This is a genomic window from Arthrobacter sp. P1_B4, from assembly GCF_056406555.1.
The window spans coordinates 1-13,142 of sequence record NZ_JBFTZW010000082.1 but is presented as its reverse complement, the minus strand read 5'-3'; the positions used below and the strand labels follow the sequence as shown (position 1 = coordinate 13,142).

At 65.5% G+C, this 13,142-nt stretch carries 9 protein-coding genes; 4 read left to right on the top strand and 5 right to left on the bottom strand.

What is annotated here, in order from left to right; translation table 11 throughout:
- Positions 1–28: 28 nt before the first annotated feature.
- Together AC1D1W_RS17260 and AC1D1W_RS17255 are read right to left on the bottom strand one after the other, a co-directional pair.
- Entirely contained in the window at positions 29–1,165 is a 1,137-nt protein-coding gene (locus AC1D1W_RS17260; protein ID WP_243177876.1) for an aromatic ring-hydroxylating oxygenase subunit alpha, read from the bottom strand.
- An 84-nt stretch (positions 1,166–1,249) separates the two neighbouring features.
- Positions 1,250–2,494 (bottom strand): NAD(P)/FAD-dependent oxidoreductase, encoded by a 1,245-nt coding sequence (locus tag AC1D1W_RS17255; RefSeq protein WP_476944330.1) that lies wholly within the window; start codon positions 2,492–2,494, stop codon positions 1,250–1,252.
- A gap of 247 nt (positions 2,495–2,741) precedes the next feature.
- On the opposite strand from AC1D1W_RS17255, the gene AC1D1W_RS17250 reads away from it, so the two are divergent.
- The 4 genes from AC1D1W_RS17250 to AC1D1W_RS17235 are packed head-to-tail and all read left to right on the top strand — an operon-like array spanning position 2,742 to position 8,673.
- The gene (locus AC1D1W_RS17250; protein ID WP_476944329.1) at positions 2,742–3,092 is read left to right on the top strand and encodes a bifunctional 3-phenylpropionate/cinnamic acid dioxygenase ferredoxin subunit; all 351 of its coding nucleotides are present in this window, start codon (positions 2,742–2,744) and stop codon (positions 3,090–3,092) included.
- A gap of 34 nt (positions 3,093–3,126) precedes the next feature.
- Positions 3,127–5,142 (top strand): BCCT family transporter, encoded by a 2,016-nt coding sequence (locus AC1D1W_RS17245; RefSeq protein ID WP_476944328.1) that lies wholly within the window; start codon positions 3,127–3,129, stop codon positions 5,140–5,142.
- A gap of 9 nt (positions 5,143–5,151) precedes the next feature.
- Complete coding sequence (gene purU / locus AC1D1W_RS17240) at positions 5,152–6,144, top strand: formyltetrahydrofolate deformylase (RefSeq protein ID WP_476944327.1); 993 nt, start codon at positions 5,152–5,154, stop codon at positions 6,142–6,144.
- A gap of 21 nt (positions 6,145–6,165) precedes the next feature.
- Positions 6,166–8,673, top strand: a complete 2,508-nt coding sequence (locus tag AC1D1W_RS17235) for a GcvT family protein (RefSeq protein ID WP_243177881.1) — start codon at positions 6,166–6,168, stop codon at positions 8,671–8,673.
- Between the two features lie 220 nt (positions 8,674–8,893).
- On the opposite strand, the gene AC1D1W_RS17230 is transcribed toward AC1D1W_RS17235, so the two are convergent.
- The 3 genes from AC1D1W_RS17230 to AC1D1W_RS17220 are packed head-to-tail and all read right to left on the bottom strand — an operon-like array spanning position 8,894 to position 12,980.
- Positions 8,894–11,242 carry an FdhF/YdeP family oxidoreductase gene (locus tag AC1D1W_RS17230; RefSeq protein ID WP_476944326.1) on the bottom strand — a complete coding sequence of 783 codons (2,349 nt, stop codon included), beginning with the start codon at positions 11,240–11,242 and terminating at the stop codon, positions 8,894–8,896.
- Positions 11,239–11,859: an MBL fold metallo-hydrolase gene (locus AC1D1W_RS17225; RefSeq protein WP_243177883.1), complete on the bottom strand. Its 621-nt coding sequence runs from the start codon at positions 11,857–11,859 to the stop codon at positions 11,239–11,241. The genes AC1D1W_RS17230 and AC1D1W_RS17225 overlap by 4 nt, the downstream gene beginning before the upstream one ends.
- Positions 11,856–12,980, bottom strand: coding sequence for an S-(hydroxymethyl)mycothiol dehydrogenase (locus AC1D1W_RS17220; RefSeq protein ID WP_476944325.1), 1,125 nt, complete (start codon positions 12,978–12,980; stop codon positions 11,856–11,858). The genes AC1D1W_RS17225 and AC1D1W_RS17220 overlap by 4 nt, the downstream gene beginning before the upstream one ends.
- Positions 12,981–13,142: the final 162 nt, after the last annotated feature.

The window sequence follows — 13,142 nt, the reverse complement described above, 5'->3', positions numbered from 1 at the left end:
CACCAGCTGAGATTCGGCCGGGTTCGGCTCAGGAACCGGCCACGATGTCCCCCACCTTCTCCTGCACCCAGTCGTGGAAGGCGCCGATGTGGTGCTCGCTGGGCACCAGCACGCCGCCCTTGGCATAGACCTTCGATCCCATGGCCGGCTGGCACCGCTCGCAGGCGTCGAAGTCCTGCTGGTTGACGCGGTGGAACAGCTCCACGGACGCGCTGACGTCCTTGCCGCTCTCCACGACGCTGGGCACGTAGAGCCAGTCGCACTCCACGATCGTGTGGTCCGCGGCCATAGGGAACATGCGGTGGATGATCACGTGGTCCGGGACCAGGTTCACGAACACTGTGGGCTTGATGGTGATGGCGTAGTACCGGCGGTCCTGGTCCTCCCCCACCCCCGGAATCAGGTCCAGCCCTTCCGAGCCGTCGATGGTGAAACCCTTGACGTCCTCGCCGAACTCGGCGCCATGGCCCACGAAGTACTGCGCAGCCAGGCCGTCAGCGAATTCCGGCAGCACCTCGGTGAGTTCGGGGTGGATCGTGGCGCAGTGGTAGCACTCCATGAAGTTCTCGATGATGAGCTTCCAGTTCGCCTTCACGTCATAGCGGATCCGGCGGCCCAGGCTGAGGTTGGCCACGTCGTAGCCTTCGATCGCCTTGAGGTCGCCGAGCCGTTCCTCGATGGCACCCATCACTTCCTCTTCGAATGACGGCGGCTCGTCAGCCAGGCACACCCAGACGTAGCCCAGGTATTCGCGGATATGGACCTTCACCAGGCCGTACTCGTCCCGGTCGATGTCCGGCATCTTGGTCAGGTTGGGGGCCGCGATGAGTTTGCCTTCGAAGTCATAGGTCCAGGCGTGGTACGGGCACTGGAACGAGCGGGCGGCTTCGCCCTGCTCTTCCATGCACAGCTTGACGCCCCGGTGCCGGCAGATGTTGTAGAAGGCACGGATTCCGCCCTTGCGGGTCCGGCTGATCAACACGCTCTCCCGCCCCACCTGGACCGTCCTCCAGGCACCCGCCTTGTCCAGGTCCGCGGACCGGACGGCGCAGAACCACATCTGCTCGAAGATCCGCTCCTGCTCCGCCCGGAATACGGCTTCATCCACGTACGTGTAACCGGGCAGGGTGGGGATCAGACTCGGAGCGCTTACCTCAACAGACAATTTGTCCTCCTAACGAACAAAACGAACAACGAAAGCTGGAACTTGTTGGGACGGGATTCTTGGGTCAGGTTTCAGGCACGGTTGTCAGGACACGGCGGCAGCCCCCACCAGGGCCACCAGCGCGGAGGCGTCCGCACAGGCAGCCTGCCCGCTGGGCGAGCCCAGTGGCCGGGCGGGTGCAGCGAGCAGGCGCCGCCACTTCGTGAACAGCCGCGGCTGGTTCATCCCGAGAACCGCCACCGGAACATCCCCCCGGTAGTACACGGCAAGACAGCTATGCGTCAGGACGTCGCCGACTTCGATCTCCACCCGGTCATAGCCGGCGCAGTGGCCGGCGAACTGCAACTTGACGCCGTACTGGTCGGACCAGAAATAGTGAGGCTTTGCCGGCTTCGGTGGGGCATCAGAGTCCAGCAGCGCCTCAACGGCCAGGGCCGCACGCTCCAGGGCGCCGGTCCAGTGCTCCACCCGGCGGTGTGTGCCGGCTGCATGGTCGAACCAGGAGGCGCAGTCGCCCACGGCCACGATCCCGGGGACACCGGTGCGGCCCATGGCATCGCACAACACACCGCCGCGGAGTTCCACGCCGGAGCCCTCCAGCCAGCCGGTGTTCGGCTCGGCTCCAATGCCAACCACCACGACGTCGGCGGCCACATAGCGTCCACCGGCCAGCCGGAGCCCGGTGACGTTGCCTTCGCCGCTGTAGAAGTCCTCTATGACTGCTGAGGAAATGAGCTCCACGCCGTTGGCGGCATGGAGCCCGGCCACCACGCCGCCCATCTCCGTACCGAGCTGGGCGGCGAACGGGACGGCCTTGGTGTCGATCATCGTGACTTCCATGCCGCGCGACGCGGCAGCGGAGGCCACCTCGGCGCCGATGAATCCGGCCCCGATCACAGCCATCCTGCTCCCGGGCACCAGCTCGGGGGCAAGACTCTGTGCGTCCGCCAGGGTGCGCAACGTGAACACATTGCTCAGCCCCGCCAAGATAGGCAGCTGCCGTGCCTTCGCGCCGGTGGCAATGACAATTCCGTCCGCTGTCACGCTGCGGCCGTCCGTCAGGAGGATGGTTCGCGAAGAGGCATCCAGGGACGCGGCTCCGGCTCCGAGCAGCCATTCGGCCTGCAGCTCGTCGGCGTCGGACTCCAGGAAAAGGTCCTCCGCTGTGATGGCGCCGAGCAGGAAGTCCTTGGACAGCGGCGGCCGGTCGTACGGCCGGTGCGGCTCGTCGCCAATAATGACCAGCCGGCCGGTAAAGCCTTGGGCGCGGGCCGCCCGGGCGGCGGAAAGACCCGCCAGGGAAGCTCCCACAATCGCAAGCGTCTGCATTTCGACGTCCCTTCAATTGCTTCTTACGCAACAACAATCGCTATATGCAACAGCGTGATTCATGCCACGCCCACTGTCAAGGGTCCCTCCGCCAAAGGGACCCTGGCGCGAAACAGAGAGGTAATACCTTGACAAGCATTGTGACCTACCGCACTCTGTTGCTTATTGCGATTGCTGTTGTTCACTACGGAACACGACCAGCGGCAGTTGCACAGCCACGGATCCCGACCGAAGAAGAGGTCCCTCCATGCACAAGGCATGCCCGCTCAGCGAACTGGCGCCCGGGGAAGCGCTGCGGCTGAACACCTCACCGCCCATCGCCGTCTTCCACACCGAGGAAGGCGAACTCTTTGCCATTGACGACACATGCACCCACCAGGATGCTTCCCTGGCGGACGGCTGGGTGGAGGACTGCTGGGTCGAATGCCYGCTCCACGCATCCAGGTTCAACCTGCGTACGGGAAGCGTCGACGCCCCGCCGGCCAAGCTGCCGGTCCGCTCCCACGAAGTCACAGTGATCGACGGCGACATCATGATCACCGAATCCAATGAGGTTCCCAACCTCCCCCCAGGCCTGACAGTGGACGGCCACGTCTAGCCCCAGCCCATGAATCCGAACAGAGGAATCCCTCATGGCATTGAACAGTGACATTGGCTTGAACAGCGACACGAACTTGAACAGTGACATCGGTGTGGACACCGACGTCAACGTCACCACCCCCGCCGGGCAGGCGGCAGTCCTCACGCCTTCAACACCTTTGGAAGTGGAGCCAACTGCCCCGGATCCCCTCCCTCCCGCATTCGTCCCGGATACCGAAAACTATGATCAGCTCCTGCAGGAACTGCGTCAGGGCAAGACCGAGCGGGCCGTGACGGAACGTCGGAACCGCAAGCTGACCCTCGACAAGGTCACATTCGGGATCACGGGTGCATGCGCCGTCGCCTTCGTGATGTGGGGTTTCCTCGGAAGGGATAGCCTTTCTGCCACGTCGCAGGGCGTTCTCGACTGGGTCATGGAGTACACCGGCTGGCTCTTCATGGTGTTGGCTTCTCTCTTCGTGGTATTCGTGCTGTGGCTCGCCGTCGGTAAGTTCGGCAACATCCCGCTGGGCAAAGACGGGGAAAAACCCGAATTCCGCACCATCTCCTGGATAGCCATGATGTTTGCGGCAGGCATGGGCATCGGGCTCATGTTCTACGGCGTGGCTGAACCCCTGTACCACTACATCTCACCGCCGCCCGGAACCGTGGACGGACGGACCCCCGCAGCCATCCAGACCGCCATGGCAACGTCCATCTTCCACTGGACCCTGCACCCCTGGGCAATGTACGCGGTTGTTGGCATCGCCATGGCCTACGGCAGCTACCGTCTGGGGCGCAAACAACTCATCTCTGCGGCCTTCACCTCGCTTTTTGGCATACGGATGGTCGAAGGGCCCGTCGGCAAGTTCATCAACATCCTGGCAATCTTCGCCACGCTGTTCGGCACCGCAGCGTCGTTGGGCCTTGGCGCCCTCCAGATCGGCAGCGGCCTGACGTCCAATGGCTGGGTCGGGGAGATCGGCACCCCGGTGCTCGTGGTGATCGTTGCTATCCTGACCACCTGCTTCGTGGCCTCCGCGGTATCYGGCATCAGCCGCGGCATCCAATGGCTGTCCAACATCAACATGGTCCTGGCCGTCGTCCTGGCACTCATCGTCTTTGTTGCCGGCCCCACGCTCTTCATCCTCAACCTGATTCCAGCCGCGATCGGTGACTATGCCAGGGACCTGGCCGAAATGTCTTCCCGGACGGAAGCCGTGGGAGACGAGGCATTGCGGAGCTGGATGTCCAGCTGGACGATCTTCTACTGGGCCTGGTGGCTGTCCTGGACGCCGTTCGTTGGAATGTTCATCGCCCGCATCAGCCGGGGACGCACCATCCGGCAGTTCGTCACCGGAGTACTGCTGGTTCCGAGCATTGTCAGCGTGATCTGGTTCGGCATCTTCGGCGGCACTGCCTTCAGCATCCAGCAGCAAGCCGACAAGACGGAGAACCCCGCTGACGGCCTCGTGAAAATGGTCGACGGCGCACCCTCCATATCCTTCGACGGTGCCCTCTTCGACCTGGTCAAGAACCTGAACATGCCTGCCTGGGCAACCACCGCAGTCATCGTCCTGGCCATGGTCCTCGTGGCAATCTTCTTCATCACCGGAGCAGACTCAGCCTCCATCATCATGGCCTCGCTGAGCTCCAACGGAGCCAGCGAACCTCGCCGCGGACTGGTGATCTTCTGGGGCCTGCTGACCGGCGGAGTGGCAGCCGTGATGCTCCTGGCCGGCGGCGATGAACCGTCCGAAGCACTATCCGGCCTGCAGCGCATCACAATCGTGGCCGCCCTGCCTTTCGTTCTGGTCATGCTGCTGCTGTGCGTCGCACTGGCCCGTGACCTGCGCCGCGATCCGCTGGCCTTGCGACAGAGGCTCGCCACGACCGTCGTCGAACGTGCCATCCGCACCGGCGTGGAACAGCACGGAGGCGTCCAGTTTGATCTCGTGACCAAGCATGAGTGCGACGGACGCTGTTCCTCAGTCACCCGCTGCCCCGGCGATGCCACAGACAGCGACGCCAAATCCGGCGCCTCTCCCGACGCTGTCGCCACGAAGTAGGAGGAAATCGTGACCACAATTCTTGATGGCCGCCCCGCCGGCGGCATTCCAGCCGCAACGGYCGAGGCCGCTGCTAAGCCCTCGTCGCCCAAAACCCGCACGCCTGAGTTCGTCCTCACCCTGGCCTGCCCCGAAAGGCCCGGCATCGTCCGGGCCGTCACCGCCTTCCTGGCCGACCGCGGTTTCGACATCGTGGAGCATCAGCAGTTCGATGACCACGTCAGCGGGAACCTGTTTCTGCGCACCGCCTTCACCGGCGGGCGCACGGACACCGGTGACGGAACCCGTCCAGATCCCGGTTTCGACGGGCTCAACGACCGGGTTTCCATCGCGGAGAGGCTCACGGCCGGCTTCGCGGCAACAGCCGCCGAATTTGGCATGGACTTCACCTTCCACGACGGCCGGCCGCAGCGCCTCCTGGTCATGGTCTCCAAATTCGGCCACTGCCTGAACGACCTGATCTACCGGTGGCGCGCGGGCAGCCTGGGTGCGGAGATCGCCGTCGTGGTTTCCAACCATGAGGACCTTCGCGCTATGGCCGAAAACGCCGGGCTCCCGTTCATCCACGTTCCGGTGACCCCCGACACCAAACCGGAAGCCGAGGCGCGGCTGCTGGAACTCGTGGCCGGGTACGACGCCGACTTGGTGGTCCTGGCGCGGTATATGCAGGTGCTGTCCAATGATCTGTGCACAAACCTGCGCGGCCGGGCCATCAACATCCACCATTCCTTCCTGCCGGGCTTCAAGGGCGCGAAGCCGTACCACCAGGCTTACGACCGCGGCGTGAAGCTCATCGGGGCCACGGCGCACTACGTGACGCCGGACCTGGATGAGGGACCCATCATCGAGCAGGAGGTCTTCCGGGTGGACCACAGCCTGGATGCGGACGCCCTGGTGACGGTTGGCCGGGACGCCGAATCACAGGCCCTGTCCCGGGCTGTGAAGTGGCATTGCCAGCACCGCGTCCTGCTCAACAACACCCGCACCGTCGTATTCCGCTAACGCGAACCAGGAGAACAACTTATGAGCGCATCACCACGCGTCGTCATCATCGGCGCCGGCATCGTCGGCACCAACCTCGCGGACGAACTCGCCAGCCGCGGCTGGAACAACCTCACGGTCGTCGAGCAGGGTCCGCTGGAACTGGCCGGCGGTTCCACCTCGCACGCCCCCGGCCTGGTCTTCCAGACCAACCCGTCCAAGACCATGACGGAATTCGCCAGCTACACGGTGGACAAGCTGCTCTCCCTCAGCGCCGACGGAGTGTCTTGCTTCAACCAGCTCGGCGGGCTTGAGCTTGCCACCACCGAGGTGCGGCTGCAGGACCTCAAGCGCAAGCTGGGGTACGCCACCTCTTGGGGCATCGAAGGCCGGATCATCGACCCCGACGAGTGCGGGAAGCACTACCCGCTGCTGACCACCGGGGCGCTGGCGAACGGCAACCAGGTCCTCGGCGGCCTTCACGTCCCGACGGACGGCCTGGCCTCCGCCGCCCGCGCCGTCCAGCTGCTGATCAGCCGCACCCGCCAAGCCGGCGTGACCTACCTCGGCTCCACCACCGTGACAGGCATCCAACAGACCTCGGGCAAGGTCACCGGCGTCGAAACGGCCGACGGCGTGATCCCGGCGGACATTGTGGTGTCCTGCGCCGGGTTTTGGGGCCGCGAGCTCGGCAAGATGGTTGGCTTGAAGGTGCCGCTGCTGCCGCTGGCGCACCAGTACGTGAAGACCACGCCACTTCCGGAGCTGAAGGGCCGGAACGAACTTCCCAACGGGGCCCGACTGCCCATCCTGCGCTTCCAGGACAAGGACCTCTACTACCGCGAGCACGGCGACCGGATCGGCATCGGCAGCTACGCGCACCGTCCGATGCCGGTGGACATGGAACGGCTTCCCCGCGTTGGCGCGGAGGAGATGTCCGATCACCGGATGCCCTCGCGCCTGGACTTCACCATGGAAGACTTCCTGCCCGCCTGGGAGGACAGCCAGGACCTCCTTCCGGCCCTGCGCGGGGCCCGGATCGAGGACGGGTTCAACGGCATCTTCTCATTCACTCCCGACGGCGGCCCTCTGCTGGGCGAGTCCCCCGACGTCGACGGCTTCTTCGTTGCCGAGGCAGTCTGGGTCACCCACTCAGCCGGCGTCGCCAGGGCCATGGCGGAGTTGCTCATCGAGGGCCAGTCCCGCACCGACCTGCACGGCTGCGAGCTCACGCGCTTCGAGAAGGTCCAGACCAGCGACCAGTATGTCAGCGAAACGTCCCAGCAGAACTTCGTGGAAATCTACGACGTCCTGCACCCGCTGCAGCCGAAGGAATCCCCGCGGGACCTGCGCGTCAGCCCGTTTAACATCCGTCAGAAGGAGCTCGGGGCGTTCTTCCTGGAGTCCGCTGGCTGGGAGCGCCCGCATTGGTTCGAGGCCAACCGCGGCCTGCTCGACGAACTGCCGGTGCAATGGCAGGCACCCGAGCGGGACGAGTGGTCCGCGATGTTCCACTCCCCCATCTCGGCGGCCGAAGCGTGGAAGACGCGTACCGCCGTCGGGCTTTATGACATGACGCCGCTGAAGCGGCTGGCGGTCACGGGGCCCGGGGCGCTGCCACTGCTGCAGCGGCTGAGCACCGGCAACATCGCAAAGAAGCCGGGTGCCGTGACGTACTGCCTCCTGCTGGCGGACGACGGCGGCATCCGCAGCGACGTGACGGTCGCCCGGCTCGCTGAGGAGCAGTTCCAGCTCGGCGTGAACAGCAACGTGGACTTCGACTACCTCCGTGTCGAGGCCAGGAAGCAGTCGGCGGCGGATCCAGCCCGGTGGGTGCACGTTTCCGACATCACCGGCAGCACGTGCTGCATCGGGCTCTGGGGGCCGCTGGCACGTGAAGTGATCGGCAAGCTCAGCACGGACGACCTCAGCAACGAGGGCCTGAAGTACTTCCGCACCAAGGACATCTCGGTGGGCGGCATCCCCGTCACCGCCATGCGGCTCTCCTATGTAGGCGAGCTTGGCTGGGAGCTATACACCACCGCCGAGTACGGGCTGAAGCTGTGGGACCTCCTCTTCGATGCAGGAAAGGAGCACGGCATCATCGCGGCCGGGCGTGGAGCGTTCAACAGCATGCGGCTCGAGAAGGGCTACCGGTTGTGGGGCACGGACATGACCTCCCAGCACCACCCCTACGAGGCCGGCCTGGGATTCTCGATCGCCAAGGACAAAGAGGGCTTCGTGGGCTGCGACGCCCTGGCCGCCTTCAGGGAACTGCCGGCCACCAGGGCGCTGCGGTGCCTGACCGTGGACGACGGCACATCCGTGGTGCTGGGCAAGGAACCGGTGTACGTCAACGGCGAGGCCGCCGGCTATGTCACCAGCGCCGCCTACGGCTACTCGGTCCGCAAGCCCCTCGCCTATGCCTGGCTGCCTGCCTCGGTGACCGAGGGCGACGCCGTAGAGGTGGAGTACTTCGGCGGGCGCATCGCGGCGACTGTCACGGCCGAGCCGCTCTTCGATCCCGGCATGGAGCGGCTGCGCGGCTGACGCGATCCGGCCCGCCGGTCTGGGGAAATCCCGAGGCTGGCGGGCCGTTCGCGCGAACAGACAATGGAGTCCGCCCTCCTGCCGCCAGCTGGCATTTAACGGCAGTCCCGGCGTCGGACACTGCCGTTATCTGCCACGTGGAGCAAGAGAGGCGCAACGGAATGGCCCCGCCTCCCGGGCTGGATCCCAACCAGGAAGCGGGGCCGCTCCGTCGCAGTGGCTAGCTCGCCGTGGCCGCCCCAAGCGCGGCAGCCGGCTCGAGGCGCTCCACAGGGTGCGGCACGAAGCGGACGAACATCGCCTTGAAGCCCGGGGTGTTGGATTCCCGTGCCACGTTCTCCTTGTGGACCAGGGCGTTGGCCTCGGGGAAATACGCCGCAGCGCAGCCCTTGGCCGTCGGGTAGGCCACGAGCCGGAACTTGTCCGCCTGCCGGTCGTGACCCCGGAACGTGCTCACCACGTCCACCAGGTCCCGGTCCTGGAAACCGAGCTCCGCCAGGTCCGCAGGGTGCACCAGGATCACCCTGCGTCCGTCCGAGATCCCGCGGTACCTGTCATCCACGCCGTAGAACGTGGTGTTGTACTGGTCGTGGCTGCGGATGGTCTGGAGGACCAGGTGGCCCTGGGGCGGGGTCAGGTACTCCAGCGGGCTGACGGTGAACCGTCCGCGGCCGATGTCTGTCTTGAAGGACCGGGTGTCCCGCGGCGGGTTGGGCAGTACGAAGCCGTTCCTGGTCCGGATCCGGGCGTTGAAGTCCTGGAAGCCCGGGATGACGCGGGAGATGTGGTCCCGGACCACGTCATAGTCCCCGGCCATGGCCTTCCAGTTGACCGGATGGTCCTCGCCGAGCGTGGCGTCAGCCATCCGGGCGATGATCACCGGCTCCGCGAGCAGGTGCTCGGAGACCGGCTTCAGCCGGCCCTGCGTGGAGTGGACCACGGACATGGAATCCTCCACGGACAGGAACTGGGCGCCGCCCGGGTGCTTGTCGTCCCTGTCTGTCCGGCCCAGGGTGGGAAGGATGAGCGAGGTGCGCCCGTGCACGATGTGGGAGCGGTTGGGTTTGGTGGAGATGTGGACGGTCAGTCCGATCCGCTGCATCCCGGCTTCCAGGGTTTCGGTGTCGGAGCAGGCGAGGGAGAAGTTGCCGCCCATGGACACAAACACATCCACCTCGTTCCGCTCAAAGGCCTCCATGGCCTCGACGGCGTCGTAGCCGTGGCCGCGCGGAGACGTGATCCCGAATTCCTTGTCCAGGGCTTCGAGCAGCCATTCCTTGGGCTTCTCCCAGATGCCCATGGTCCGGTCACCCTGGACGTTGGAGTGCCCGCGGACCGGGCAGGCCCCGGCCCCGGGCTTGCCGAAGTTGCCCTGCAGGAGCAGGACGTTGACCATTTCCTTGATGGTGTCCACGGAGTGCGGCTGCTGCGTCACGCCAAGGGCCCAACAGAAGATCGTGGCCTTGGACCGGATCAGCATTCCGGCGACGTCCTCGATCTGCGTCCGGGCCAGGCCGGTGGCCTTCTCGGTCTCTTCCCAGTCCAGCTCCCGGCGGGCGTCGCGGTAGGCGTCGAAGCCGTCCGTCTGCGCCTCGACGAAAGTCCGGTCGACGACAGTGCCGGGTGCCCGATCTTCCTCCTCCAAGAGCAGGTGGCCCAAGGCCTGGAACAAAGCCAGGTCCCCGCCCACCTTGATCTGCAGGTACTCGTTGGCCAAAGGTGTGCCGTTGCCGAGCACACCGGAGACGGTCTGCGGGTCCTTGAAGTTGAACAGCCCGGCCTCGGGCAGCGGGTTCACCGCCACCACCTTGCCGCCGTTGTCCTTGCATTCCTTGAGCGCTGAGAGCATCCGGGGATGGTTGGTGCCGGGATTCTGCCCGACCACAAAAATCAGTTCCGCGTCGTGGATATCGTCCAGGGACACGGTGCCCTTGCCGATCCCGATGGTCGGATTCAGCGCCGAACCCGAGGACTCGTGGCACATGTTTGAGCAGTCCGGCAGGTTGTTGGTGCCCAGGGCCCGGGCGAACAGCTGGTACATGAACGCCGTCTCGTTGGCCGTACGCCCGGAGGTGTATAAAACGCAGCGGTCAGGGCTTGAAGCGCGGATGTGCTCCCCGATCAGACCGAACGCTTCGGCCCAGGAGATCGGCGAATAATGCGCGTCTCCTTCCCGGATGACCACGGGCTCACTGAGCCGGCCCTGGTTGCCCAGCCAGTATTCCGTCTTCCCAGCCAGTTCGGCGATGGAATGCCGGGCCCAGAACTCCGCCCCGACCGTGCGCAGGGTGTTCTCCTCCGCCACCGCCTTCGCGCCGTTCTCGCAGAACTCGGCCGCCTTGCGCTTCTTATCCGATTCCGGCCACGCGCAGCCCGGACAGTCGAACCCGCCGCGCTGGTTCAGCCGCAGCAGCGAGTGGGCCGTCCGGGATACTCCGGCCTGGGCCACGGCGCGCTCCAGCGCCACCATCACTGCCTTGACACCGGCTGCTTGCTTCTTCGGTGTGTGGACTTCCAGCTCGTCCTCGTTAATGTCCGCGACGGGAGCCGGCTGCCTGCCTAATTTCACAGCTTCACCTTGGTCAGCGTCTCCCGCTCCGCCCCGATTGTGGTGCTGTCGCCATGCCCGGTGCGGACCACGGTTTCGGGAGGGAGCGTCAGCAGCCGTTCCCGGATCGAGGAGAGGATGGTCGGGTAGTCGCTGTAGGACCTGCCGGTCGCCCCTGGGCCCCCGTTAAACAGAGTGTCGCCGGTGAACACCGTTCCCTCCCCCGCCAGCAGGAAGCAGGTGGATCCGGGTGAGTGGCCGGGGGTGTGGATGGCCCTCAGTGTCGCGCCTCCCACGCGGAAGACCTCGCCATCGGCAAGATCACGGTCCGGCTTGACGTCGGGATAAACCTTTTCCCAGAGCATCAGGTCATCGGGGTGCAGGTGGATGGGGGCATTCACCGCCGCTGCGACCTCGCGGGCCGCGCCGATGTGGTCGTTGTGCGCATGGGTGAGCAGGATGGCAAGGACCTTCCGGCCGCGGACCTGGTCGATGATTGCGGCTGCGTCGTGCGGGGAATCGATGATCACGCATTCTTCGCGGTCGCCGACGATCCAGACGTTGTTGTCCACGTCCCAGGTGCCGCCGTCGAGCGAAAACGTCCCCGACGTCACCAGGCTCTCGATGGTGACGCTCATGCGGGCTCCGCCACGGCCGCGAGATCGGCGGCCGGCCGGATTTCAACCACGGAGCGCAGGACCTTGCCCTCGTGCATCTTGCCGAAGGCCTCTTCCACCTGGTCGATGGTGATGCGTTCGGTGACGAAGGCGTCCAGGTCCAGATTGCCGAGCTTGTAGTGCTGGACCAGCATCGGGAAGTCGCGGGACGGCAGGCAGTCTCCGTACCAGGAGGATTTCAGCGACCCGCCGCGGCCAAAGACATCCAGCAGCGGCAACTCGAGCAACATGTCCGGTGTCGGCACGCCCACCAGCACTACGCGGCCGGCGAGGTCCCGGGCGTAGAACGCCTGCTTGTACGTTTCGGGGCGTCCCACCGCCTCGATCACGACGTCGGCACCGTTGCCGCCGGTCAGCGCCCGGATGGCTTCTATCGGGTCTTCCCTGCTCGAGTCCACGCCGTGGGTGGCGCCGAGGGACTTGGCCATTTCCACTTTGTTGGGGTCGATATCCACCGCGATGATCGTCGTCGCGCCGGCCAGCTTCGCGCCGGTGATCGCGGCGATGCCCACGCCGCCGCAGCCGATGACGGCGACGGATTCGCCGCGCTTGACCTCACCGGTGTTGATGGCGGCGCCGATGCCGGCCATCACACCGCAGCCGAGCAGCCCGACAGCTGCGGGATCGGCGTCCTCGTCAACCTTGGTGCACTGCCCGGCCGCGACGAGCGTCTTCTCGGCGAAGGCCCCGATGCCCAGCGCGGCCGTCAGCTCGGTGCCGTCCTCCAGAGTCATCTTTTGCGTTGCATTGTGGGTGTTGAAGCAGTACTGCGGCTGGCCCTTGGCACAGGCACGGCACTCGCCGCACACCGCGCGCCAGTTCAGGATCACGCGGTCCCCGGGAGCGACCTCGGTGACATCCGGTCCCACGGCGCTGACCACGCCGGTGGCCTCATGGCCCAGCAGGATGGGGAAATCATCGGTGATTCCGCCCTGCTTATAGTGGAGATCAGTGTGGCAGACGCCGCAGGTCAGAATGTCCACAAGCGCCTCACCGGGTCCGGGATCCGGCACGAGGATGTTCTCGACCGAAACAGGGGCATTCTTTTCCTTGGCGATGACCGCCTTTACTTTGTGAACCATAGTTCCTGTGTTCCTTTCCTGAGTCCGCGAGGGACTCTTTTGCGGGACTCTTGGCGACGGACACGCGATGCCAATCTGGCCCAGCCGTTGCGGCCCGAAATCGTCTGCCCGTTCCCCCAAGCTCTTGTCCTGTGCTTTGACGGTGAGGGCACGTCCCCCACC